The following is a 23,711-nucleotide window of genomic DNA, read 5'->3' on the forward strand; positions in this document are numbered from 1 at the left end:
GCGACTTGATAATTTACCGCAATAGACACATCAACAGGTTTGGTGATTAGTGGCTCAGAACAGCCCTGGCTGCTTGTCCTTTGAACGAATAGGCAAAGTGGCGTCGAACCAGTTTTGGTCAAAGCGCAACAGCCACCGAAACGAAGTCGGTGCAGCCCTTGCAAAACGGCTACGCGATGCTTTGCCGTCTGAGTCCAGAAATTCCAAGCACCTTCTTCGGTGTGTTTGAGGTGTTACCTCCGGAGCATGTCGTGCTTGCTGAGATGGTGCGCAGTCCATCGTCGCTTGCCAGAGGCAATGCTGATGAAATGCTTGCCAGGAGCCGAATAGCCAATCAACTAGGAGCAAGTTGTGGATGGCCGAGCGCGCCGGTGCCGGATGAATAAAGCTGCGCTGCAAGATGGCGATACCCTGCGGCGAGAGCGCCGGAGTGAAGTCAGGATGCCCGCTCAGGAACTGGTAACGATGTACGAATTCGCTGGAAAATGGTATGCGCCGTAGCTTGCCCGTCGCCGTCAGCAGGCCGTGATCACCGAGTGCGTTGAGCAAGGTCGCGTGTAGGGTGTCCGCATCGATACTTTGCCGGGTATCCTCCAGCACATCCATGCCCAGCGCGGTCAGGCGATTCAAGGCATGGTGGTGCGCTGCCCAATCGACGTGCGCCTTGAGGGTGTCCGCTTCGGTTTGCTCCGGTAGCAGGAAGCGCTTGTGACGTTCGAGAGGTGCCAGTATACAGCTCGCCAGAGGCGTGGCGTGGATGGGACAGACGAATGCCGTGGGCAGATGGTGCGCACGTCGCCAGAATGCAGTCGCATGGCAACGCAGGTCACTCTCGACACAACGCAGACACATCCTCCATCTGCCGGCCGAACCGTTCGACAACGTCGACAAGCCATAGCCTGCGGTGATGATCGGTGCTGGAGCCGAGCCGCTATTCCATGGGCGGCTGCCCAGCCGCTCAAAAAAGCCGCTCAGTGTCATATTAGCGAGAACACGTGCAGGATCGCCAAAGCAATCTTGGGTAACGTCACAAAACCGTTTCAGGTTGACGGGGAAGTCGGACACTCGCGTGTTGCGTGAATGGCCAAACAGACTCTGGCAGGCATCGATGTCATTTCTTGCCGCGTTGGCCAGCCGTATCCTTGCGACGACGCTATAAAGCGTTTCGTCGGATCGTGCAATCGGCAAGCAATGGATATCCATCTGGGTTCTCTTTACACGGATCGTATGGCCGAGCGTCAGGCACCCAGTTGTGTATCGCCAGCGCGGCCGCCAATGGGGCCCCGGCGTGCGGTGCGCAGGCGATAAGCCCGGCCTGCCTTGTAGAATTCGCGTTCGGGACAAGGGCCTTGCCAATTCTTGGCAAGGCCGCGCGATTTCAGGACTGACTTGATGACCTGAATTGAGCCTCCTCCGCAAGGAACAAAGTCGGAAAAATATTCCATGATGACCCTGAACTTATTGACTTCGAGCTTGGATAGCGCAATGATTTTGTGTTCGGTCGTGTGCGGATCATGAAGACATTGCAAGGTCCACAGGATGCGCCTGGCATAAAAATGCCAGAGGCTTTCCTCATTGGCGCTGATCGCTGCGGCAGTCAACGGAAATCCCGGCCCTGCAGGCCAAGAGGATTTAGACTTGGATTTTGATGCTTGCAACAATCGATTCTTGGTAACTCGCACGGGCCTGGCATTTTCCCCATATAACTCGACCGCGCTTGCCTTGACAGCTTCCGACAACTGGGCATCGCGCACAAGACGCTGTTCGCGAACTTTGAGTGCCCTAGCGGCATCTTTTTTTTGCTTTGCAGCCGCGCTGGCCAAGCGGCGTTCAATCACTTCGCTGGCATTTGGCAGTAATTTGACAACCCGTTTCATGCTGCCGAAATGATGGCGCCATAACTGTGCGATATCGTAATGATCGCGCTGCGCCAGATTAACCAGTTCATCGAGCAGCTCTTCTTCCGGTCGTTTTTCCCTTATGGATTCGACGTTGCCATTGGGCGAGCGCGGGGCTGCACCTGTAATATGAGGAAGATCACCAAGTTCGGGCTTGGCATACAGGATGGCGTCGGCGCGGCTGAGAAAGAGTGCGGCATCGCGGAAAAGAAAGTAGGCGGCCATCAGGTGCCGCGTTAGCGGCGCCTCCACCGCAGAGTGGGCACAGAGAATATTGAGCCAATGTTCTGTTTTTCCGGATTTGTAAGCCGGATCGATCTTGGCGAACAATTCGGCGCCGAAATGCGCTTCGATTTTCCCCAATAGCATACTGTGATTGACGCGCTTGTCTCCCCACTGGCATCCAATTTCAATGGCACGTACTTTGTAGATATCGATCAATTGTTCGATACTCAGTTTGCTTGGCTTCGCAGCTAGGAGCACTTGTGCAAAGCGTGCGAATTCAACTTCTACCGCACACGCTGGCTGCAGATCTGGCCGTATTTGGTCGGTAAGGGTGCAACCGCACTCGCATCCCATCCATGCGGACAGGATCAATTGATTTGGCTCAGCGAACGGGCATCCGCACGACGGGCAGCGATCGAGCAATCGGATGGCATGTTTCCAGCACGCGGTGACGCCTGGGATCTGGTGCGCACGATGGATGTATGGACAGCCGTGATCGCGTTCATCGTCGATCAGGCAGTGGGTGCAGATATAGGTCAGCCTGTTGTCGCCCTTGATACGTCGCGGCAGTTTGATCAAGGGTGGACCTGGGATTCGATCCGGATGCCTTGTGGCGGACTTGGGGCCGAAGAACTGCTGGAATAGTGGTAACAGGGTGCTGTCATTCTGTATTTTGACCAGATTGTGACTAGGCAAACCAGGTAATTTTTCGGCCAGCTTGTCAAGGTTGGGCTGGACTAGCCCTGTCAAACTGAACGGAGCTTTGTCGAACAACTGCTTGTACGTCACCTGGATCGTTGGCCGGCCACGGCGAATATGGTAACGGCTTACTCGTGAGCCAATTGTCTCATCGGGAAAGCCAAGAGGAAAAAAAGGCAGAATACTTGATGCGCGTGCAGTGGTCTTGACGGGCATGCTTACGCTCCTGATGAGGATGGATTGATCTGTGAATTGTTGGCTTGGAGTTGTTCCAGGCCGCTGATCAGATGTTCTTGCAAGCCTTGATTGCGCATATCCTCCGGCTCAAGACTGGCCTTTTTCATGGCGTTTTCCGCTTTTTGATTGGCTTTTCTGGTGCGATTGCGTTGTGCGGTTTCTTTCGACTGCTGCGCCACAGGTTTGCGCACTTTAGGCGGTGATGATGCTTTCGGTGGCGTTTCCGGCACTGCTGCCGGCGCTGCTGCCGATGCGTCTTGGGGGGACGGGTGCAATCCCCAACGCACCGCATAACTGCGCCAAGGAATATCGTCGAATTGCTGAAGAAGAATAGGGTTTTTGTCGCGAAAGCCAGCGATCAACGCTCTGTCCTTGGCGCTGAAGTCCGGACCGTTGAAGGCTTGCTCCATATGGACTTCGGTGACATAAGCGCAGCCTTCGTCGAGCGCCAAGCGCTGCGAACTAGCGCGGATGCGGCCCGCATAATCGCGGATGCCACCGCAATATTTGAACAGGATCGCACCGTCCTTGTCGATAATCGGCGACGGTTCCGGCATTACGTTGTAGCGCCACAGCGCCGGTGCCAGCACGTCGGTAAAGTCATAGTCAAATGACTCCATCGGATGCATTTCTATGTTGCCGCCCGAGCCGACCCGGCGCATATCTTGTGAAAATGAATCGAGAGCGTCCATACCGAGGGGGTTACCCATCAATACCAGAGGAACGCCGAAGTTGAGCAAGCGCAGGAAAAACGTCGCGGCGAGGCCTCCTCGCACGCCACCGGCGAAATTGCGACCTTGTAATTCATCAATGACCAACACGCCGACGCCGTGGTTGAGCAGGATGATGCCGATATGGACTGCGAGCTTTTCATTGCTCAGGCCAGCGATGTCACGGGCGCGAGCATAATTGGTGCCGATGGCAGCGTCGAGCGCAGTCAATATCTGGAGCAGCAGGCCGCCGAGAGAGCCGTCGTGGCTCATTGCCACGTACAGCCATGGAGCTTGAATCATGTGGTTCCAGTCGGCGCTTTTGGACGGGCCGTGCTCTATGCGCTGAGGAATGAGGCTCAGTGCACGCAAAATCTCGTAGCTTTTGCCGAGCCCCGTGATACCACTCGCGCGCAATCCTTTTGCGTAGCTGGGTAACCAAGGCAAATTATTGAGTTCCCGACCGGCGCAGCGGGCAAGCGCCATCATTTGTTGCCGCGACGAGACCAAGGCCGGATTGTGCGATGTGTAGCCGCGACGTATCACCCGGAACAGGCGGCTTGTCGTATCAATGGCTGTCAGCGTTGGCTCAAACATTTGATCTTGCAACCGATCGAGTAGATCAAGGCGCGTCTGCATGTCGAGGTTCTTGATGTCCAGGCCGTCCAACGGCCAATTCGACAGGCGTTGTTCAAGGTTTTGCGTCGACAAATGCACTTCAAGCGGTTCCAGAAAAGGATTGGGGAAGGGCGGTGAGGCGGTGGTTTGGGCGGATGAGAACATCAAAACTTCCTTTCACTATTAAAGCGGGATAGGCGATGCTTTCTGATATCGGTCAAGGTCGACAAAGCCGGTGGCGCCGGTTCGGCTGGTACTGGCACTGGCACTGGCATTGGCGGCGATGCTGTGGCCGGTGGCTGTGCCGAGGGTGGTGAGGGTGCAATAGGTTCGGTTGCGCGCCGCACGGCATCGTCGAGCTGGTCGCGTTTTTCTTGTGCCTGTGCAGCGCGAACATTGCCCGCCTTATTGCTCTGTGCAGTCTTCTTCCCGAGGCTTTCTTGCGCCAGTTTTTTCCTATCCCTGGCATCGGCTTCAGTTTCTTGCCTGAGTGCCTGCTGATCGATCTCATCCTGGTCGCGGCGCGATGTTGTCGCCTGAACGTACAAGCGATCCGCGTCATTGAGCCCGCACAGGTCAGCTATACCACCCTCGTGAAGCAGTATGGCGTCATCCTTGATGTTGGGGATAATGTGCGTTCCGTTTTTATCCATCAATAAAATGTGAGACAGGTCGTCCGGATCTGCCCGCACTTCGATGTGGATGTTGCCGCTTGCTATCGCATCGCGAATCAGGCCGGATTCGGCCAGATACTGGTGATTGAACCGTGCGCCATGTAGTAATTCAACAGCGTTGCCGGTATTGGGCCTATGCAACACAAGTCCCCTGCGCTGAACACTCGCGGTGAAGCGCGGTAACAAATGCGAGCGTAGATAGGTTGGGTCAACCGGTTTTCCGGCAACATAGCCATTCAGTTTTGCCCATCGATAGATGGCAATGCGGGTACGTGGAACGATTTCCCCTTGTGCTGCATATTCCCTGCGCATTTCGCTCGGCACCATATGCAGGGGAAGATCCTGTTTGGTATTGGCCCAGTGTATCCAGAGCAAGAGCAGGCGCGTATAGGAAAAGCGTGAGATCAAGGCTTTGGTAATCGCTGGCCGCTCGCCGCGCCTCGATGGGCGCCCTTTTGTAGTGCCAGTGATGTGATGGTCGAAATTGCGGTGTCGCGAATGGTGTCCCGACTCCGATGGACTGTTGCGGTCCGCTCTGCCGCTGGCAATAAATTCGATGCGCGACGCCAGGTCGTCTACCATGGTCGTGATGCCGCCCTTGCTGCGCAATTCCCCGTTATCGCTGAGGTATTTGGTGAAAAACAGCGAGGGAAAATCTTCAGGCGACAGATCGAGGTCATAGCGTTCAAGCATGGAAGTTTTGTCCGTCGCGGCCCTCAAAATCGCCATCTTGGCGTCGTCCGTGCCCAATCCTCCCATGCCGATATGCCAGCCAAGATACAGTCCGAGCCACGCATCGCGCACGAACAGGCCCCGGCCTACGCCGATCGGTTGTCGCGGGTCACCACATGCGACGAAATTGACGTCTACCGGGGACGCATCAAGCGATCCGACCTGCCCGATCGCGACGATGCCGTCGCGCACCGTGCCGGCCAGGTAACGATAATCACGGGCCCATTTCCCCTCACCCATTAACCTGCGCGCGGCGCCGGTGGCGTCCGGCGCTTTAGGTCCGTGATAGCGAAAATTGTCTTCAGTCGGTCGTAAGTGGGCATCCAACAGTACTGGTGTCAGCAGGCCTTGTTGAAGAACATGGCCGGTGCTGTAATACGTCCCGGTCATGGACAGGAAGGCTTGCCTCACGGTTGTGCCGGGACGGACGAACGAAATATAGCCATCTTGAATGTTCAGCACGTCCTGATCGGTCAGGATAAGTCCAGCTTTCTCCGTGTCGCCGGCTTTGACGGCCGTGTTTTTGCGGCCCAGCTTGACCTGGTTTTTTCCCCGGCGCGGAACCGCAGGTGCGCCGGATCGACCAACATTATTGGGTATCAAGGCATTTTTGATGCATCCAAAAGCATAATATCGATGCAATGCATCAAATACCTGTCCCGCGCTGACGCCAGCCTCCCTTGCCCGCGCGCGCACCAGAGAATCGAGGCAGGCCAGGTTCGGTGGCCGTATACCGGCGCCGGCAGGAATGAGTGGTGCGATCAAAGTCCATTTGCGGTCCCGCCGAAGTTCAAGCGTTGATCGGTGCCGGTCTTCCGGCGCGACAGCCGGGTCGTCGCAAGGAGGCCACAGGCGGCGAAAATCTTCATCGTCAAGGTGCCAGTGGTTCGGCAAGACCAACGTTGTCGGTTTAATAGCATCCGTTTCAAGCCAGAATTTCAACTGGGATAGCTTTCTTAAAAAAAATCCCTTGGCGTAATAGCTTTTCTGCTTCTTGCCCGGCATGTCCCGGCCGATACTCGGAATCGGGATGAGTGTGACTTGATCCAGGTACGAAGCCACTTCCAGCACGCGATGCAGGCCAGGAAGAGGCGAATTGTCCGAAGTCCCGGCAAGCACCAGGCCCGGCTCGATGGTCGTTTCCGTCATGGCCATGTATCTCCGAAAAAGTGCCGGCGCAAGTCGTCTCGCATGACCCGCCCACCTGGCCGGATTGGGTAGGAGGTCAGAATACGTCGCGATGGGTCGATGTCGATGCTCTGTGTCCATGCACAGTGCTGGAATAATAGCCAGGCCTCGGCGGTCGTGAGGCGTAGCGTACGGGCCGCATGGAGCACTGCTTCGTTGATCGGCAGATCAAGGCTGGCGTTGAGGTAGTGCGCGAACTCGCCGGCCCAGGTAATGAGATGCGGTGCGCAATACAATGTCGACGCGTCCAACCAGACTTCAAGCTGTCCGGCCATGAGTTTCGGTATCAGGGCGGAACTGGAAACGAAATAGGGACAATCGATAGCGGCGGTATAGCGCCTTTCCAACTCCAGCCGTTCAAGCGTGCGCCAGTCGACCTCCTGAGTGGGGTCAACGATCGGTTTCGACGAGAAAGCTGCCAGCCTATCTCCCCCTGGCAGCGGTGCTGTGGCCAGCAGGTCAAGGCTCGCGACATAGGGAATGCCCGTACCGATTTCGTAGCCATGATCGATACCGGCTTCACGGGCGATATCGAGCAAGCCCCGAGACCACGGTCTTTGGATGGGAGTCGTGCCCGGCGTTCCATCGAGCGGATGGGGATGGGCGATTGGCCATAGCGGAAATTGTTCGCGCAGGTCCCGCACACCTAGCCATAACAGCAGCAATGCGGTGTGGTATTCGCCACGTGAGTAATAATAGGCGCCACGGCGCAAAGGCGGCATGGAGGTGGCCACCTGATTCGAATAGGGCGAAGGGTTGTTGCGCCGCAGGATCAACCAAGGCAAATAGCCGCTGCCATGCCCCATGCCATGGCCCAACCTGATGCGCTGGCACAACTTCTTGTGCGTCATGCCTTTTTGTAGTCGAGGCTTGGGTGTTGGCTCGGCCGGAACGGCAATCAAGTCTGATGGGGCATCGAAACGCCCCGAACTGGTCAATTGTTGCGTAGTTCCCGACATGGACCGCTCCATCTCCAGAATATGTTTTTCCGCACGCAATGACGCACCGAAGCATTCATGTCGTCCTGCAAACGGAAAAGCTCAAATTTTGGAGGTAAATAGCTCACATTATGGACGTCGGTCAATACACGACTATCGAGTGCGACTATTTACGTGATGCTTTGGCAGAGCAGGATTAATAGCGCGAGGCACAGTGGCCAACCGTCTCGTCCTGATCTGATGCCAAGCCACCAGCTTGGCATTACCGTATTATTTCGACCACATCGGTTCTGTCTGGTTCTCCTTTGCGCTTGAGAGGGCGCAAAGGTTTGAAAGGTGGGTGCGACAACATGACAGGCATGCGCAATGCCATTCGTATCAATTCCACTTGGGCCGGGTGCAATGCACCGATCTGGCGCCGAAGTTCATTGAACATCCTGTACAGCTCATCTGGCGCCTCATTGGGCAACATAATTTTTCGTTGGGACTCGTCCAGCGCTTCAAGCAAGCGCTTCTTCCAATGCTCGTCAAGCTGCAAACGCTGCACCAGGCGCTCGATGAAATCGATGGATGGCGGCCCCTTGGTGCCCAGCTCAATAGCTGAGATATAACTTTGTTCGTAGCCAAGTTGGGAGGCGAATTCAGCCTGCCGTAGCTCGCAAAATATGCGCAATTCCCGAAATACTGTTGAGAATGGGCTCATATACCAACTTTAGAAGTAAATAAAACTATTAATAGGAGTATTATGGACACGTTTTTTCCTTTGTCAATAAAAATATGACCCTGCCCCAGAAAGCACGGCACGTAGCCACCCTTACGGAAACCCTCAACTACTTATATGATTCAAGTTGTTATTAAAACGACCTGATCGCCCATTCAAGTTTCTATTACGCTGTTCAAGTTTCTATTCCGACGTAACACGGGCAGCGCTTGACCTTGGCGGCAGACAGGTCTAATATTAATGACTCAAAAGTAAGTTACTTGGAAAGATACATGCAAGCCCCGATTGATACCAAGCCCCGCTGGGAGCGGCGCAAGGATGCCCGCCCCCAGGAATTGCTCGCCGCCGCCCTCGACCTGTTCGTCGAACGGGGTTTCGCGTCGACGCGCCTGGAAGATGTGGCCAAGCGGGCGGGTGTGTCGAAGGGCACCTTGTACCTGTACTTCGAGAACAAACAGGAACTGTTCAAGGCCGTGGTGCGCGACAATATCGTGCAGTCGATCGGCGAGGCGGAAAACAGCATGGCCGCCTCGGAAGACAGCAGCGCCGACCTGCTGCGCAAGGTGATGATGCAATGGTGGGAAGAGTTCGGCGCCACCAAACTGGCCGGCTTGACCAAGCTGATGATGGCCGAGGCGAACAATTTCCCGGAACTGGCGCAGTTTTACAACGAAGAAGTCGTCACGCGCGGCCATGCGCTGGTCGTCAGCCTGCTCGAGCGGGGCATGCAGCGCGGCGAATTCCGCCAGGTCGATCCCGTGCTGGTCAGCACCATCCTCGGCGCGCCCGTCACCATGCTCATGATGTGGACGCATTCCTTCCTGCCATGCGAGGTCAAGAACATCGACCCGCTCGCCTACATGGATGCCTTTATCGACATGAGCTTGCGCAGCCTGCAGGTGGAGGCGCCCGGGAAAAGCTGACGTGCGGAGTCCGCTTCCACCGTTCAGTTGCCCCTTTTCCAAGGTTCGCCCCCTCAAATCTGCAGATCGTCGCAAATTTCCTCCATTCCCCGTCTTTATGGTTAACATGTGCTTTCAGCCAGTTCAACGATAAAATGGCGGATTATTACTTCACTTACCGAGTCCAAAGATGAATATCGAACAAGCCCGCTTCAATATGATCGAACAGCAAATCCGTCCGTGGGACGTACTGGATCTCGACGTGCTGGAGCTGTTGAACGTGGTCAAGCGTGAAGATTTCGTGCCGGCCGCCTATAAAAACCTGGCCTTCGTCGATACCGAAATTCCACTGGGCGGCGGCGAATGCATGTTCACGCCGAAGCTGGAAGCGCGCATTTTGCAAGACGTAGCCGTCAAGAAGCATGAGAATGTGCTGGAAATCGGCACCGGCAGCGGCTACATGGCCGCCTTGCTGGCGCACAAGGCGCGTCATGTGACGAGCGTGGAAATCGTTCCCCAATTGAAAACCCTGGCCGAGCAGAACCTGGCCGCCAATGGCGTGACCAACGTGACCGTGGAACTGGGCGACGGCGCCCAGGGCTGGAGCAAGGGTGCGCCGTACGACGTGATCGTCGTTTCCGGCGCCCTGTCCGTGTTGCCGGAAGCGCTGTTGCAACAAGTAAAAGTGGGCGGCCGCATCCTGGCCATCATCGGCGAGGCACCGATCATGTCCGCGCATTTGATCACGCGCAGCTCGGACAAGGCCTACGACACGCGCAAGCTGTTTGAAACCAATGTCACGCCCTTGCAGGCAGTGGCGCCGTCGCACTTCCAGTTCTAAGCGACGGAGACGCGATGGAGCATTTGAGCGCACCGCAGCTGGCCGCCTGGCTGGCTGACACTTCCCGCCCGCGTCCGCTCTTGCTGGATGTGCGCGAGCAGTGGGAGTTTGAGCTGTGCCACCTCGACGGCGCCACCCTGATGCAGATGAATTCGATTCCGGCACGCATCGACGACCTCGATGAGGATGCCGAAATCGTCTGCATCTGCCACCACGGCGCGCGCAGCATGCAAGTGGCGGCTTTCCTGGAACGCCATGGTTTTGGCAAGATCAGTAATTTGACGGGCGGCGTTCACGCCTGGGCGCTGCAAGTCGACAGCAGCATGCCTAAATACTAAGTTATTTTGCAGTAGATGCACTTCCAGGCATGCTTTCCCGCATGCCTGCGGAGACCTGTACCCCGCTTACCCGGCGGGTAGCAGGCAAGCGGTAGCAGATTTTTGATTCCATCAACTTTTGACGACTCCAACGGAGAAATGCAATGCGGAAACCCCTTATCGCCGTACTGATGAGCAGCGCCTTTGTCTCGCTGACATGTTCGCTGCAAGCGCAGGCGGCCGATCTCATCCAGGTGTACCAGCAGGCGCTGGCCAATGACGCGCAGTACGCCAGTGCGCGCGCGGCCCTGTCGGCCGGGATGGAGCGGGTTCCGCAGGGGCTGGCAGGCTTGTTGCCGCAAGTGTCCGCCTCGGGCAGCAATACGCGCAACAGCATCGAGCCGATCACCAGCACGATCTCCATGCCGACCGTCAAGGTGCACACGAATACCTACAACCTGACCCTGGCGCAGCCGCTGTTCCGCTGGGATCGCTGGGAAAGCTATCAGCAAAGCAAGCTGGCACAGGCAATTGCTGAAGCGCAATTTGCACAAGTGCAACAAGATCTGATCACGCGCGTGGCGCAGGCGTATTTCGACGTGCTCAGCGCGCAAGACAACCTGGGCGCCACGCAGGCGCAAAAAGTCGCCACGACGGAGCAGCTGGCATCGGCCAAGCGCAACTTCGAGGTTGGCACGCAAACGATTACCGACACGCACGAAGCGCAAGCGGCGTACGACCTGGTGGTGGCGCAGGAATTTGCCGCCATCAACGACCTGGCCAACAAGCGCAGCGCCCTGCAAACCATCATCGGCGAAGCGCCAACGAGCCTGGCGCCGATGCGCACGGGCGTGGTCCTCAGCGCGCCGGAACCGGCCGCCATCGATCCGTGGGTGAGCTCGGCGGAAGAGCAGAACTACGGCGTCGTCACGGCCCAGTTCAACGTGGAATCGGCCAAGCGCGACATCGGCCGCAACCGCGCCGGCCACTATCCGACCCTGGACCTGATCGCCAACGCTGGCCACACCTATACGACGGGCGGCGGCAACGGCAATTCCAACAACAACGCCATCGGCGTGCAATGGAGCATCCCGATCTTCAGCGGCTTTGCCGTTACCAGCAAGGTGCGCGAATCGATTGCGCTGGAAAACAAGGCCCGCAACGACCTGGAAACGGCACGCCGCGCGGCATCGCAAGGCGCGCGCCAGGCTTTCCTCGGCGTCAACAGTGGCTTGGCGCAAGTGAAGGCGCTGGAAGCGGCGGAAGTGTCGAGCAAATCGGCGCTGGAATCGAACCAGCTCGGCTACCAGGTGGGCGTGCGCATCAATATCGACGTGCTGAATGCACAGAAACAACTGTTCTCGACGCAGAAAGACCTGTCGAAAGCCCGCTACGACACCATCATGAACGGCTTGCGCCTGAAGGCCGCGGCCGGCACCCTGAAGGAAACGGACTTGATGCCCGTCAACGCCTTGCTCGACAAGTAAGCGCGTTCTTGCTCTACATGAAAACCAGCACCGGCAGCGGTGCTGGTTTTTTTTCGTCCGGGGCTCTTGTTACGCGGCGCGGCTGTTGGCGAACTGTGTCAGCACGACCCCGGCCACCACCAGGCCCGCTCCGGCCCAGTGCAGCGGAGAAATATGCTTGACGGCAAATCTCAGCAAACCATAGCGGTCGATGGCCAATGCGGCCAGCATCTGCCCGCCGATGACGGCCGCCATGAAGGGCCCGGCCCCCATGCGCGGCGCCAGCATCAGCGCGGCCGTAATATAAAACACGCCGGCCGCGCCGCCCAGCCAGGACCAGCCCGGCCCGCGCATGGCGAGGCTGACATCGGGCGCCGGCACCCGCCAGACCAGCATCACGAGCGACGCGAGCACGGCGCTGACGGCCAGCGAGGCGAGGGTGGCCCACAGCGGGTGGCCCAGATTGCGGCCCAGCGCGGCGTTCGCGCCCGCCTGGAAGGGGACGACGGCGCCGGCCAGCATGGCCAGCGGGGCAAACAAGGTGATCCATCCGTTCATGTGCGACTCCATGCGTGTTGAGTTGATGGCGTCATCGTATTATGCTGTCGTGATTAAATCCAATTCGTAGTTTGTCACCAAACTATGCACCAAATGAATAATCTGCGGTCAGTCGATTTGAACTTGCTGGTGATCCTGGATGCGCTGCTCAGTGAGCGCCATCTGTCGCGCGCGGCCGAGCGCCTGCACATGAGCCAGCCCGCCGTCAGCCATGCGCTGGCGCGCCTGCGCCACTTGCTCGACGATCCGCTGTTGCTGCGCGGCAAGGGCGGCTTCCAGCCGACGGCGCGTGCCCTGGAACTGGCGCGGCCGCTGGCCGACGCCCTGCAAAGCGTGCGTTCCGTGCTCGGCGGCGCCGTCTTCGAGGCGGCCACGGCGCAGCGCGTGTTTCGCCTGGCCATGTCGGATTACGGGGCGGCGCTGATCCTGCCCGCATTGCTGCGGCGCTTGCGCGTGGAAGCGCCCGGCATCGATCTGGCCGTCAGCTATGCGAGCCGCCCGGCCGTGATCGCTGGCGTGCAGGATGGCGAGATCGACCTGGCGCTGGGCGTGTTCCCGCAACTGCCCGAGCAGTTACATAGAGAAACTTTATTTGAGGAAACCTTCATATGCGCGCTGGACCCGGCCAGCCTGGCGCCGGGCGAGCCCTTGAGCTTGCAGGCCTATCTGGCGCGCTCGCACGTGCTAGTGGCGTCCGGCGAAGGGGGCATGGCCGCCGAAGTCGACGCGGCATTGGCCCAGCTGGGCCAGGCGCGCCGCATCGCCGTGCGCGTGCCGTACTGGACGGTCGCACCCGAGCTGTTGATGGGGACGGACATGATTTTGACGGTGGCGCGGCGCGCCTTGCAGGGCGCTGCGGCGCAGGGGCTGGCGCTATGCTGCGCGCCGTTCGCCATCGCGCCGTTTGCGTTTGAAGTGATACGGCACCGCCGCACGGACGGCGATGCCGGCATCGCCTGGCTGCGCGCGGCCATTGCAACGGCCGCCGAAGCAGGCTGAAGCTTTACAGCCCGCCGCCCTGGCCGTCGAATTTGCGTTCGATCAATTCGATCTTGTAGCCGTCCGGGTCGGTGATGAAGGCGATGACCGTGTTGCCGCCCTTGACGGGGCCCGGTTCGCGCGTGACGTTGCCGCCATTCGCGCGTGCCGCATCGCAGGCGGCGACGATATCGTCGGCCGAGATGGCAATGTGGCCGTATGCCGTACCCAGCTCGTAGCTGGTGGTGCCATAGTTATACGTCAGTTCCAGTTCCGCATGGTCCGGGTTTGAACCGTAGCCGACGAAGGCCAGCGTGTACTGGTATTCCGGATTGTCGCTGGTGCGCAGCAGCTTCATGCCCAGGACGTTCGTGTAAAAATCGATGGAGCGCTGCAGGTCGCCGACCCGCAACATGGTGTGCAAAATACGCATCGTAAATCCTTGAGGGTGATAGGGGAATGGCAGGATTTTATGCGTTTTGCGGCTTTCGTGCCGAGACCGCCCCTGCCGCCCGGTGATGCGACGGCAGCGGGCGGTGACCTTGGTCCCTCTGGAATTACTCCAGATGGGCGTCCAGGGTGATTTCCGTGGCCAGCAATTTGGACACGGGGCAGCCGAGCTTGGCGCGCAGGGCCGCGTCCTGGAACGCTTCGTCGCTGGCGCCGGGAATGGTGGCCACCAGGGTCAGGTGGACGGCCGTGATGGCATAGCTGCCATCGATTTTTTCCAGGCTGACATCAGCTGTGGTTTTCAGGGCCGTGGCGCGCAAGCCAGCCTCGCCCAGCTGGCCGGACAGGGCCATGGTGAAGCAGGCCGCATGGGCCGCGCCGATCAGTTCTTCCGGATTGCTGCCGGGACCGTCTTCGAAGCGCGTGTTGAAACCATAGGCCACATTGTCGAGCGCACCGCTTTCGGTGGAGATGAATCCTTTGCCATCCTTAAGGCCGCCACTCCAGACGGCTGATCCTGTTTTTTTCATGATGTACTCCTTGCGTGGTTCGAGCGCCCATCATGCACGTCCCGCCCTGGCGCTTCCGTTCGTTGCGCCACACAGGGGGGCATGCGCGGCGGGGCATCGCCGCTCACGGCGCCGGCGTCACGCGCCAGACGACATTGCCCACGTCGTCCGCCACCAGCAGCGCGCCGGCCTTGTCGACGGCCACGCCGACGGGGCGCCCATGCGCATGGCCAGCCCTGTCGAGGAAGCCGGCGACGACGTCCTGCGGAGGACCGCTGGGCACGCCATCGGCAAACGGAACAAAGATGACTTTATAGCCGCTGTAGGGCTTGCGGTTCCATGAACCGTGCTGGCCGATGAAGGCGCCGCCCCGGTAGCGTTCGGGCAGCAAGCTGCCGTCATAAAACGCCAGGCCCAGCGAGGCCGTGTGCGCACCGAGCGCATAGTCGGGGGCAACAGCCGTGGCGACCAGTTCGGGACGGGGCGGCTGGATCCGCGCATCGACATGCTGGCCGAAGTAACTGTAGGGCCAGCCGTAAAACGCGCCATCCTTGACGGAGGTCATGTAGTCGGGTACGAGGTCGTCGCCCAGTTCGTCGCGCTCATTGACGGCCGTCCACAGGGCGCCCGTCCCGGGTTGCCAGGCCATTCCCACGGGATTGCGCAAGCCCGTCGCATACACGCGCGCCTTGCCCGTGGCGCGGGTGAATTGCCAGATGGCGGCGCGGCCCTGTTCGGCCGCCATGCCGTTTTCGCCCGCATTGCTGTTCGACCCGACGGCAACATAGAGAAACTTGCCGTCGGGGCTGGCGACGACGTTCTTGGTCCAGTGATGATTGATGGGGCCTCCCGGCAAATCCATTACCTTGGTGCCGGCGGCCGTGATGGCGGTCTGACCTGTTTCGTAGGGAAAGCGCACGAGGGCGTCCGCGTTGGCGATGTACAGATCGTTGCCGACCAGGGCCATGCCGAATGGCGAGTGCAAGCCTTGCAGGAAGATGCTGCGCGTTTGCGCCGCGCCGTTGCTATCGATGCCGCGCAGCAGGGTGATGCGGTTGGCGCTGAGCGTGGCGGCGCCCGCTTTTTTCATCTGCATCTGCATGATGGCGCCCTTGATGCCCTTGCTGTCGTCCGGTTTCGGCGGGGCATTCGTTTCCGCCACGAGCACGTCGCCGTTCGGCAAGACGTACAGCCAGCGTGGATGGTCGAGCCCGCGCGCATAGGCGCGGATGGCCAGCCCCGCCGCGACAGCCGGGCGCTCTCCGGCCGTCCAGCGCTGCACGGGCGCCACGTTGACGGTGGGAATCAGTTGCTTGTCCGGCGCGGGCAGCGCGGGCTGCGGGCCGAAACCTACGGGCATGGCGGGCGCCTGGGCGTGGGCGAGATGAGTGCCGCAGACAGCGGCCAGCAGGAATGAACTGACGTAACGGTGCATGGCGTACTCCATAACATGCGCAGTGCGCGTAGCGGGGCGTGACAGTTGGAGTCAGCGCGCCTTTTTTGGTTCCAGTTGCGGGTCGGGGCGGGCCTGCTGCGGCGCGGTGGGCTTGACCTTTTCCACGCCGGGCTGGGCGCGGCGGTCCGTATCGACCAGGCCTTGCTCCAGGTCGCTGGCCGCCTGCCGCATGATCTTGCGCGGGCGCACGTTTTGCGCGTCGGGCGCCTCATCGCGCTCGTGCGGCAGGCGGTCGATACCGTCATTTTTCACCTTTTCATCTGTGTTGATCTTGCGTTCGCTATGTTGGGCAACCATATGGCCTCCTGAAGGAAAGAATGACGTCCCGCCAGTGTCCCGCCGCCGGCGGGACCACGCAAGCGGATTTGCCCGGCAATGGAGCGCTGGCGCACGCATGGACGATTCTTTTTCTGCGCTACACTGCGTGCAACACAGAGAACGCCCCTTGCAGGCATGCGGCAAGCGCACTATACTGTTCATATATACAGTATTATGCGATGGCGGCATGCGACGCGACAGCCAGGGGGCGGCTTGCCACCGAATTCACTACCGAGATTTTTATGCCCGTCGATAACTACGCCGACCAGCGAGCCGAACAGCCAGCCGCGACCTTGCCAGCCCCGGGCGAGCGCTTCAACCTGGGCGCCAAGACCATCGCCCTGGTCGTGCGCCAGAATACGGATGGCATTGCCGAACCCGTTAAAAGCATCGTCGATTTCCTGCAAGTGCTGGGCCACACGGTGGTCTTCGAGGCGGAGACGGCCGCGCATCTGAACCTGGCGTTTCCCGGCGTGCACGCCATGTCGCCCGCCGAAATCGGCGCCGCCGCCGATTGCGCCATCGTCATGGGCGGCGACGGCACCATGCTCGGTATCGCGCGCCAGCTGGCGCCATTCGATGTTCCTTTGATCGGTATCAATCAAGGGCGGCTGGGCTTCATGACGGATATCCCGCTCGAGCGCATGCTGCCTGTCCTGGCGCAAATCCTTGGCGGCCGCTTCAAGGCCGAACGCCGCACTTTGCTCGAAGGCAGCGTGCTGCGCGACGGCGAGTCGATTCACGTGGGCATGGCCGTCAACGATGTCGTCGTCTCGCGCGGCGGCGGCGCCGGCATGGCCGAACTGCGCGTCGAGGTCGACGGCCACTTCATGTACAACCAGCGCTCAGACGGCCTGATCATCGCCACGCCCACCGGCTCGACCGCGTATGCGCTGTCGGCCGGCGGCCCGCTGCTGCACCCGACCCTGGGCGGCATCGTGCTCGTGCCGATCGCCCCGCATGCGCTGTCGAACCGCCCCATCGTCCTGCCCGATTCCAGCCAGATCGTCGTGGAAATCGTGCGCGGGCGCGATATCAGCGTCAACTTCGACATGCAGACCTTTGCCAGCCTGGTCCAGCAAGACCGCATCCTCATTCGCCGTTCGCCGCACACGATTACCTTCCTGCATCCGGAGGGGTGGAGCTACTACAACACCCTGCGTGAAAAACTGCACTGGAATGAGTACCCGTCGGGCGAGGGCAAGCTCAGCTAATAGTTTCTCCACGTCAACCCGCGGTGCGCCGCCTAACCACTGAAGCCATGCTCCATACACTGTCCATTCGCGATTTTGTCATTGTCGATACCATTGAACTGGAATTTTCCGCCGGCTTCAGCGTGCTGACGGGCGAGACGGGGGCCGGCAAGTCCATCCTCATTGATGCGCTGACCCTGGCGCTGGGCGGGCGCGGCGACGCCAGCGTGGTGCGCGAAGGCGCGGCCAAGGCCGACATCACGGCCGATTTCTCCGTCAGCGAGGTGGCGCAAGCCTGGCTGGTGGCCAATGAATTCGCCAACGACGATGGCGGCGCCCTGCTGCGCCGCGTGATCGACAATGCGGGCCGCTCGAAGGCGTACATCAACGGCATTCCCGCCACGGCGGCGCAATTGCGCGAGCTGGGCGACATGCTGGTCGACATCCACGGCCAGCACGCGCACCAGTCCTTGCTGAAGAGCGAAGCGCAGCGCGCCTTGCTCGACGGCCAGGCGACGGCGCGCGAAGCGGGGTCGGAACAGGACGCGCGGCAAGTGGCGGCCCTGCACAAGCGCTGGCGCGCCCTCGTGCGCCAGAGAGAAGAGTTTGAAACGAATGCCGCCAACGTGCTGTACGAGCGCGAACGCCTGGAGTGGCAAGTCGGCGAACTGGAAAAACTGGCCGCCAAGCCGGGCGAATGGACGGAGATCACGAACGAGCACAGCCGCCTGTCGCACGCGGCCAGCCTGCTGGAAGGGGCGCAGGAAGCCTTGTCCCTCATTTCCGAGTCGGAAGACCACCCCATCGTGTCGCAATTGTCAGCCCTGAACCAGAAGCTGGGCAAGCTCGTCTCCGTCGATGCGGAACTGCAGCCGATCGTCGACCTGATCGAATCGTCGCGCATCCAGCTGCAGGAATCCGTGTACGCGCTGAACAATTACCTGGACCGCGTGGAGCTCGACCCGGAGCGTTTGCACCAGCTCGACGCGCGCATGGAAGCCATGCACAGCACGGCCCGCAAATTCCGCGTCACGCCCGAAGAGTTGCCTGAAGAACATGCCAAGCTGTCGGAAAAGCTGCAGCACCTGGCCGACGCTTCCGATATCGAGGGCTTGCTGCGCCAGGAAGCGAAGATCGAAGCCGAGTACCGCGCCGTGGCCGAACGATTGTCCGCCACGCGCCGCGCCGCCGCCCTGGAGCTGGGGCAGGCCGTCACGCGCGCCATGCAGGACCTGAGCATGACGGGCGGCAGCTTCGAGATCGCCCTGCACCCGTGCGTACCGGCCGCGCATGGCCTCGAACAAGTGGAATTCCTCGTCGCCGGCCACGCGGGCACGGCGCCCCGTTCGCTGGCGAAAGTGGCGTCCGGCGGCGAACTGGCGCGCATCGCGCTGGCCATTTCCGTCATCACCTCGCACGCCACCACCACGCCGACCCTGATCTTCGACGAGGTCGACAGCGGCATCGGCGGCGCCGTCGCCGAAGTCGTGGGACGGCTATTAAAACGCCTGGGGCAGGGACGGCAGGTGCTGTGCGTGACCCACTTGCCGCAGGTGGCCAGCCAGGCCAATCAGCATTTCCAGGTGGCAAAAAGTACCCTGGACAACGGCAAGACGGCGTCGCGCATCGACATGCTCGACGCCAAGGCCCGCGTGGAAGAAGTGGCGCGCATGCTGGGCGGCCTGGAAATCACGGCCACCACGCGCAAGCATGCGCGCGAGTTGCTGGCTATCTAGTACACCTAACCAAACCTACTGCGCGTCGCGATTTGCGGCCTGCGATGCTCACTGCCTCGGCGGCCCCGTGCTTCGCACAGCTGCGCTTCTCAGGCCAACGGGGGCGCCGAGCCTCGCTGCCGCTCGCTACGGTTTTGTTAGGCGTTGTTAGCGTAAACCGGTCTGGTGAGAATGGCAGTTAGCCTTATGCCGTTCCTTTCCATCTTTCCCGATGTTGACGCAATGTAACTATAATGGTCGACTAATCCCTCCAACGCCTTCGAAGAACCTTCATGTCATTTCAAACTGAACCGCCGTACACGCATGGCAGCATCGACCGCAGCGCCGTGGTGCTGGTCAACCTGGGCACGCCCGATGCGCCCACGTCGTCGGCCGTGCGGCGCTACCTGAAACAATTCCTGTCGGATCCGCGCGTGGTGGAAATTCCCCGCCTGGTCTGGTGGTTCATCCTGAACCTGATCATTTTGCCGTTCCGCTCGGGCCAGTCGGCCAAAAAATACGCGTCGATCTGGACGCGCGACGGCTCGCCCCTGAAAGTGCATACGCAAAAGCAGGCGAAATTGCTGGCCGGCGCCCTGGCCGAGCGGGGCCATGACGGTGTGACGGTGGCCATGGCCATGCGCTACGGTTCGCCTTCCTTGCCCGAGGTGCTGGCCCAGCTGAAAAGCGAAGGCTGCGAGCGCATCGCCATCCTGCCCGCGTATCCGCAATATTCGGGTACGACGACGGGTTCCATCTACGACGCCGTATTCGCCCATTACGCCACCGTGCGCAATGTGCCGGAATTGCGTTTTATCAAGCAATATCACGAGCACGACACGTATATCGACGCCTTGCGCGATTCCGTGCTCAACCACTGGGAAGCGCATGGCCGTCCGGAAAAACTGGTGATGAGTTTCCATGGCGTGCCGAAGCGTACTTTGCTGCTGGGCGACCCCTACCATTGCCAGTGCCTGAAAACGGCGCGCTTGCTGGCGGAAAAGTTGAAATTAACTAAAGAGCAATATGTGGTGACCTTCCAGTCGCGCTTCGGCAAGGCCGAATGGCTGCAGCCGTACACGGCGCCCACCCTGGTGGCGCTGGCGCAACAGGGCATCAAGCGTGTCGACCTGCTGTGTCCCGGCTTTACCAGCGATTGCCTGGAAACCCTGGAAGAGATCGCCATGGAAGCGAAGCATGATTTCGAAACGGCCGGCGGCCAGCAGTTTCACTATATCGCTTGCCTGAATGAAACGCCGGCCTGGATCGCCGGCATGGCGGAAATTGCCGAGCAGCACATGATCGGCTGGCCGACGATGAAGACGGCGCCGCAGCGCGAAGCGGACAAGAAAGCGGGCGCGCAGGCGCGCGCGGCGGCCCTGGCCCTGGGGGCGGCGAATTGAAGAGAATTGTTTTTTAGTCATAAAAGCCGCGCTTGCGCGGCTTTGTCATGTCTGGCGCGGCCAACAGACTATCCATATAGCAACGCTGCCAGTGGCGACGGCTGCGGCGGGGCTGGTAGAATGCCCGCTTTGTCGTGGGAAGCCTGGAAAATCAAGGGGGCGCGCACGGATCGCGGCCCGAAATGGGAAGTGCTTTGTAATAAGCTGTAACATGGAACGATGTTATCCCTGGTTTGACCATGAATACCCCTTGAAACAATAGGATATAGCCCCATCTGCCCGTTAGTGTTGTAAAGATAGTTAGACTAACTCATTTAAGTCATTGATTGTAGGAGCTTTTCAGATGCAAGATCAGGAAAACCAAGCTGTACCTAATCCGCAAGCGGACGCCGCGGCGACTGCCCCATCGACTCCCGCAGAGCCTACTTTGGAAGAGCAGCTGGCGAGTACCGAAGCGCGTCTTGCAGAGATGCACGATGCCTTCATGCGCGCCAAGGCCGATGGCGAAAATATCCGCCGCCGCGCGCAGGAAGATGTTGCTAAAGCGCATAAATTCGCAGTGGAAAGCTTTGCCGAAGCCATGGTGCCGGTGAAAGACAGCCTGGAAACGGCGCTGACGGTGGAAGCACCGACCATCGAATCGCTGAAAGAAGGCGTCGAGATGACCCTGAAGCAACTGAACGCCGCGTTCGAGCGCAATCGCCTGGTGGAAGTGCTGCCAGTGCAGGGCGAGAAGCTCGATCCGATGAAACACCAGGCTGTTGCCGTGGTGCCAGCGGAACAGGAAGCCAATACCATCGTGTCAGTCTTGCAAAAGGGCTATATGATTGCGGACCGCCTGTTGCGTCCGGCCATTGTCACCACCGCGCAAGCAAAATAATCAGAGCGCGGCATCAAGCAAGCCTTGAAACCATGCCGCTTTGCCACATATAAGAACCATCTGAAATCTAGCAAATAAAAGGAAAAAATCATGGGTAGAATTATCGGTATCGATCTGGGAACCACGAATTCCTGCGTTTCCATCATGGAAAACGGTCAACCAAAGGTAATCGAAAACGCTGAAGGCGCACGCACGACGCCGTCGATTATTGCTTATCAAGAAGATGGCGAGATCCTCGTCGGCGCGCCGGCGAAACGCCAGGCCGTGACCAACCCGAAAAACACGCTGTACGCAGTGAAGCGTTTGATCGGTCGCAAGTTCGACGAAAAAGAAGTACAAAAAGACATCGGCCTGATGCCTTACCAAATCATGAAAGCCGACAACGGCGATGCATGGATCGGCGTGCGCGACAAAAAACTGGCGCCGCCGCAAATTTCGGCTGAAGTCCTGCGCAAGATGAAGAAAACGGCAGAAGACTACCTCGGCGAAGAAGTCACCGAAGCCGTCATCACCGTGCCTGCCTACTTCAATGACTCGCAGCGCCAGGCTACCAAGGATGCCGGCCGTATCGCCGGCCTGGACGTCAAGCGCATCATCAACGAGCCAACCGCGGCAGCGCTGGCATTCGGCCTGGACAAGACCGAAAAAGGCGACCGTAAAATCGCCGTGTATGACTTGGGTGGCGGTACGTTCGACGTGTCGATCATCGAAATCGCGGATGTTGATGGTGAGAAACAATTTGAAGTGCTGTCGACCAACGGCGACACCTTCCTGGGCGGCGAAGACTTCGACCAGCGCGTCATCGATTACATCATCGACGAGTTCAAGAAGATCAACGGCATCGACCTGAAAAAAGATCCGATCGCCCTGCAGCGCATCAAGGCTTCGGCCGAGCGCGCGAAGATCGAGTTGTCGTCGTCGCAACAAACCGAGATCAACGAGCCGTACATCGCCATGGCGAATGGCGCACCGGTCCACTTGAACCTGAAGATGACCCGCGCCAAGCTGGAATCGCTGGTGGAAGAGCTGATCACGGCCACGATGGAACCATGCCGCACCGCTATCAAAGATGCTGGCGTGAAAGTGTCGGACATCGATGACATCATCCTGGTCGGCGGCATGACCCGTATGCCGAAGGTGCAGGAAAAAGTGAAGGAATTCTTCGGCAAGGATCCACGCAAGGACGTGAACCCGGACGAAGCCGTCGCCGTGGGCGCAGCCATTCAAGGTTCGGTCCTGTCGGGCGAACGCAAGGACTTGCTGTTGCTGGACGTCACTCCTCTGTCCCTGGGTATCGAAACCCTGGGCGGTGTGATGACCAAGATGATCCACAAAAACACGACGATTCCGACCAAGTTCAGCCAGGTTTTCTCGACGGCCGACGACAACCAGCCTGCGGTGACCATCAAGGTCTTCCAGGGTGAGCGCGAAATCGCCGCCGGCAACAAGGGCCTGGGCGAATTCAATCTGGAAGGCATCCCGCCAGCAGCACGCGGCACGCCACAGATCGAAGTGACCTTCGACATCGACGCCAACGGCATCTTGCACGTCGGCGCCAAAGACAAGGCCACCGGCAAGGAAAACAAGATCACGATCAAGGCCAATTCCGGCTTGACCGAGGCTGAAATCCAGAAGATGGTGAAAGACGCCGAGTTGAACGCGGAAGAAGACAAGAAGGTCAAAGAATTGGCCGAGTCGCGCAACCAGGCCGATGCTCTGGTACACTCGACCCGGAAATCCTTGACCGAATACGGCGACAAGCTGGACGCGGGCGAGAAAGAGAAGATCGAAGCGGCGATCACCGACCTGGAAGCAAGCATCAAGGCCGGCGACAAGGCTGAGATCGACGCCAAGGTGGAAGCACTGTCGAGCGCATCGCAGAAACTGGGCGAAAAAATGTATGCCGACATGCAAGCGCAGCAAGCTGCCGGCGGCGCGGAAGGTGCTCAGCAAGCCGCTGGCGCATCGGATGCAGGCGCCAAGCAGGACGACGTTGTCGACGCTGACTTCAAGGAAGTCAAAGACAGCAAGTAATTGTCTTGCGCTCCCATGAACTGGGGGCAGCCGGGCTGAACGCTACATCGC

General features: G+C 59.5%; 21 protein-coding genes. 10 read left to right on the plus strand and 11 right to left on the minus strand.

The window, feature by feature from the left end; translation table 11 throughout:
- Positions 1–54: 54 nt before the first annotated feature.
- The 6 genes from CBW50_RS20380 to CBW50_RS20405 form a co-directional block, all read right to left on the minus strand.
- Positions 55–1,203: a TniQ family protein gene (locus CBW50_RS20380; RefSeq protein ID WP_086147241.1), complete on the minus strand. Its 1,149-nt coding sequence runs from the start codon at positions 1,201–1,203 to the stop codon at positions 55–57.
- A 35-nt stretch (positions 1,204–1,238) separates the two neighbouring features.
- Complete coding sequence (locus CBW50_RS20385) at positions 1,239–3,038, minus strand: TniQ family protein (protein WP_086147242.1); 1,800 nt, start codon at positions 3,036–3,038, stop codon at positions 1,239–1,241.
- 2 nt (positions 3,039–3,040) lie between these two features.
- A complete protein-coding gene (locus tag CBW50_RS20390) occupies positions 3,041–4,552 on the minus strand; it encodes an ATP-binding protein (RefSeq protein ID WP_086147243.1) in 1,512 nt (503 codons plus the stop codon).
- On the minus strand, positions 4,552–6,948 hold the full coding sequence (locus tag CBW50_RS20395; RefSeq protein ID WP_086147244.1) for a hypothetical protein: 2,397 nt from the start codon (positions 6,946–6,948) through the stop codon (positions 4,552–4,554). The genes CBW50_RS20390 and CBW50_RS20395 overlap by 1 nt, the downstream gene beginning before the upstream one ends.
- Entirely contained in the window at positions 6,939–7,940 is a 1,002-nt protein-coding gene (locus CBW50_RS29045; RefSeq protein WP_172404837.1) for a TnsA endonuclease N-terminal domain-containing protein, read from the minus strand. Before CBW50_RS29045 ends, CBW50_RS20395 begins: the two co-directional genes overlap by 10 nt.
- 241 nt (positions 7,941–8,181) lie before the next feature.
- Positions 8,182–8,622, minus strand: coding sequence for a helix-turn-helix transcriptional regulator (locus tag CBW50_RS20405; RefSeq protein WP_086147246.1), 441 nt, complete (start codon positions 8,620–8,622; stop codon positions 8,182–8,184).
- A 290-nt stretch (positions 8,623–8,912) separates the two neighbouring features.
- On the opposite strand from CBW50_RS20405, the gene CBW50_RS20410 reads away from it, so the two are divergent.
- From CBW50_RS20410 to CBW50_RS20425, 4 genes are all read left to right on the plus strand, one after another.
- Positions 8,913–9,563 (plus strand): TetR/AcrR family transcriptional regulator, encoded by a 651-nt coding sequence (locus tag CBW50_RS20410; protein ID WP_086147247.1) that lies wholly within the window; start codon positions 8,913–8,915, stop codon positions 9,561–9,563.
- Between the two features lie 169 nt (positions 9,564–9,732).
- Positions 9,733–10,383 (plus strand): protein-L-isoaspartate O-methyltransferase, encoded by a 651-nt coding sequence (locus CBW50_RS20415; protein ID WP_076565841.1) that lies wholly within the window; start codon positions 9,733–9,735, stop codon positions 10,381–10,383.
- A gap of 14 nt (positions 10,384–10,397) precedes the next feature.
- On the plus strand, positions 10,398–10,721 hold the full coding sequence (locus CBW50_RS20420; RefSeq protein ID WP_086147248.1) for a rhodanese-like domain-containing protein: 324 nt from the start codon (positions 10,398–10,400) through the stop codon (positions 10,719–10,721).
- A gap of 143 nt (positions 10,722–10,864) precedes the next feature.
- Positions 10,865–12,187 (plus strand): TolC family outer membrane protein, encoded by a 1,323-nt coding sequence (locus tag CBW50_RS20425; RefSeq protein WP_086147249.1) that lies wholly within the window; start codon positions 10,865–10,867, stop codon positions 12,185–12,187.
- A gap of 69 nt (positions 12,188–12,256) precedes the next feature.
- Here CBW50_RS20425 and CBW50_RS20430 read toward each other — a convergent pair whose 3' ends face one another.
- Entirely contained in the window at positions 12,257–12,724 is a 468-nt protein-coding gene (locus CBW50_RS20430; RefSeq protein ID WP_086147250.1) for a DMT family transporter, read from the minus strand.
- 93 nt (positions 12,725–12,817) lie between these two features.
- Between CBW50_RS20430 and CBW50_RS20435 the strand changes: the two genes are divergently transcribed.
- Positions 12,818–13,723, plus strand: a complete 906-nt coding sequence (locus CBW50_RS20435; protein WP_216356383.1) for a LysR substrate-binding domain-containing protein — start codon at positions 12,818–12,820, stop codon at positions 13,721–13,723.
- Positions 13,724–13,727: 4 nt separating this feature from the next.
- Here CBW50_RS20435 and gloA read toward each other — a convergent pair whose 3' ends face one another.
- The 4 genes from gloA to CBW50_RS20455 form a co-directional block, all read right to left on the minus strand.
- Positions 13,728–14,135: a lactoylglutathione lyase gene (gene gloA / locus CBW50_RS20440; RefSeq protein WP_070311709.1), complete on the minus strand. Its 408-nt coding sequence runs from the start codon at positions 14,133–14,135 to the stop codon at positions 13,728–13,730.
- Between the two features lie 124 nt (positions 14,136–14,259).
- Complete coding sequence (locus tag CBW50_RS20445) at positions 14,260–14,682, minus strand: OsmC family protein (protein ID WP_086147252.1); 423 nt, start codon at positions 14,680–14,682, stop codon at positions 14,260–14,262.
- A gap of 103 nt (positions 14,683–14,785) precedes the next feature.
- Positions 14,786–16,096 carry a sorbosone dehydrogenase family protein gene (locus CBW50_RS20450; RefSeq protein WP_086147253.1) on the minus strand — a complete coding sequence of 437 codons (1,311 nt, stop codon included), beginning with the start codon at positions 16,094–16,096 and terminating at the stop codon, positions 14,786–14,788.
- Between the two features lie 51 nt (positions 16,097–16,147).
- On the minus strand, positions 16,148–16,414 hold the full coding sequence (locus CBW50_RS20455) for a hypothetical protein (RefSeq protein ID WP_086147254.1): 267 nt from the start codon (positions 16,412–16,414) through the stop codon (positions 16,148–16,150).
- 263 nt (positions 16,415–16,677) lie between these two features.
- Here CBW50_RS20455 and CBW50_RS20460 point away from each other — a divergent pair, with 263 nt between their 5' ends.
- From CBW50_RS20460 to dnaK, 5 genes are all read left to right on the plus strand, one after another.
- Positions 16,678–17,649, plus strand: a complete 972-nt coding sequence (locus CBW50_RS20460) for an NAD kinase (RefSeq protein WP_226935448.1) — start codon at positions 16,678–16,680, stop codon at positions 17,647–17,649.
- A 47-nt stretch (positions 17,650–17,696) separates the two neighbouring features.
- Positions 17,697–19,364 carry a DNA repair protein RecN gene (recN, locus tag CBW50_RS20465; RefSeq protein WP_086147255.1) on the plus strand — a complete coding sequence of 556 codons (1,668 nt, stop codon included), beginning with the start codon at positions 17,697–17,699 and terminating at the stop codon, positions 19,362–19,364.
- Positions 19,365–19,636: 272 nt separating this feature from the next.
- Positions 19,637–20,746 (plus strand): ferrochelatase, encoded by a 1,110-nt coding sequence (hemH, locus tag CBW50_RS20470; protein WP_086147256.1) that lies wholly within the window; start codon positions 19,637–19,639, stop codon positions 20,744–20,746.
- Between the two features lie 343 nt (positions 20,747–21,089).
- Positions 21,090–21,626, plus strand: coding sequence for a nucleotide exchange factor GrpE (gene grpE / locus CBW50_RS20475; RefSeq protein WP_034788734.1), 537 nt, complete (start codon positions 21,090–21,092; stop codon positions 21,624–21,626).
- 90 nt (positions 21,627–21,716) lie between these two features.
- Entirely contained in the window at positions 21,717–23,660 is a 1,944-nt protein-coding gene (dnaK, locus tag CBW50_RS20480; protein ID WP_086147257.1) for a molecular chaperone DnaK, read from the plus strand.
- The last annotated feature ends 51 nt before the right edge of the window (positions 23,661–23,711 follow it).

Origin of the sequence: Janthinobacterium sp. GW458P (genome assembly GCF_002127585.1) — a bacterium.
Lineage (GTDB): Bacteria > Pseudomonadota > Gammaproteobacteria > Burkholderiales > Burkholderiaceae_D > Janthinobacterium.

Bases quoted from the DNA above. Each gene is read 5' to 3' on its own strand.
- CBW50_RS20385 (WP_086147242.1), bottom strand. From the start codon at position 3,038: ATGCCCGTCAAGACCACTGCACGCGCATCAAGTATTCTGCCTTTTTTT.
- CBW50_RS29045 (WP_172404837.1), bottom strand. From the start codon at position 7,940: ATGTCGGGAACTACGCAACAATTGACCAGTTCGGGGCGTTTCGATGCC.
- CBW50_RS20395 (WP_086147244.1), bottom strand. From the start codon at position 6,948: ATGGCCATGACGGAAACGACCATCGAGCCGGGCCTGGTGCTTGCCGGG.
- CBW50_RS20430 (WP_086147250.1), bottom strand. From the start codon at position 12,724: ATGAACGGATGGATCACCTTGTTTGCCCCGCTGGCCATGCTGGCCGGC.
- CBW50_RS20450 (WP_086147253.1), bottom strand. From the start codon at position 16,096: ATGCACCGTTACGTCAGTTCATTCCTGCTGGCCGCTGTCTGCGGCACT.
- CBW50_RS20460 (WP_226935448.1), top strand. From the start codon at position 16,678: ATGCCCGTCGATAACTACGCCGACCAGCGAGCCGAACAGCCAGCCGCG.
- grpE (WP_034788734.1), top strand. From the start codon at position 21,090: ATGCAAGATCAGGAAAACCAAGCTGTACCTAATCCGCAAGCGGACGCC.
- hemH (WP_086147256.1), top strand. From the start codon at position 19,637: ATGTCATTTCAAACTGAACCGCCGTACACGCATGGCAGCATCGACCGC.
- recN (WP_086147255.1), top strand. From the start codon at position 17,697: ATGCTCCATACACTGTCCATTCGCGATTTTGTCATTGTCGATACCATT.
- CBW50_RS20455 (WP_086147254.1), bottom strand. From the start codon at position 16,414: ATGGTTGCCCAACATAGCGAACGCAAGATCAACACAGATGAAAAGGTG.
- gloA (WP_070311709.1), bottom strand. From the start codon at position 14,135: ATGCGTATTTTGCACACCATGTTGCGGGTCGGCGACCTGCAGCGCTCC.
- CBW50_RS20415 (WP_076565841.1), top strand. From the start codon at position 9,733: ATGAATATCGAACAAGCCCGCTTCAATATGATCGAACAGCAAATCCGT.
- CBW50_RS20420 (WP_086147248.1), top strand. From the start codon at position 10,398: ATGGAGCATTTGAGCGCACCGCAGCTGGCCGCCTGGCTGGCTGACACT.
- CBW50_RS20390 (WP_086147243.1), bottom strand. From the start codon at position 4,552: ATGTTCTCATCCGCCCAAACCACCGCCTCACCGCCCTTCCCCAATCCT.
- CBW50_RS20410 (WP_086147247.1), top strand. From the start codon at position 8,913: ATGCAAGCCCCGATTGATACCAAGCCCCGCTGGGAGCGGCGCAAGGAT.
- dnaK (WP_086147257.1), top strand. From the start codon at position 21,717: ATGGGTAGAATTATCGGTATCGATCTGGGAACCACGAATTCCTGCGTT.
- CBW50_RS20380 (WP_086147241.1), bottom strand. From the start codon at position 1,203: ATGGATATCCATTGCTTGCCGATTGCACGATCCGACGAAACGCTTTAT.
- CBW50_RS20405 (WP_086147246.1), bottom strand. From the start codon at position 8,622: ATGAGCCCATTCTCAACAGTATTTCGGGAATTGCGCATATTTTGCGAG.
- CBW50_RS20435 (WP_216356383.1), top strand. From the start codon at position 12,818: ATGAATAATCTGCGGTCAGTCGATTTGAACTTGCTGGTGATCCTGGAT.
- CBW50_RS20425 (WP_086147249.1), top strand. From the start codon at position 10,865: ATGCGGAAACCCCTTATCGCCGTACTGATGAGCAGCGCCTTTGTCTCG.
- CBW50_RS20445 (WP_086147252.1), bottom strand. From the start codon at position 14,682: ATGAAAAAAACAGGATCAGCCGTCTGGAGTGGCGGCCTTAAGGATGGC.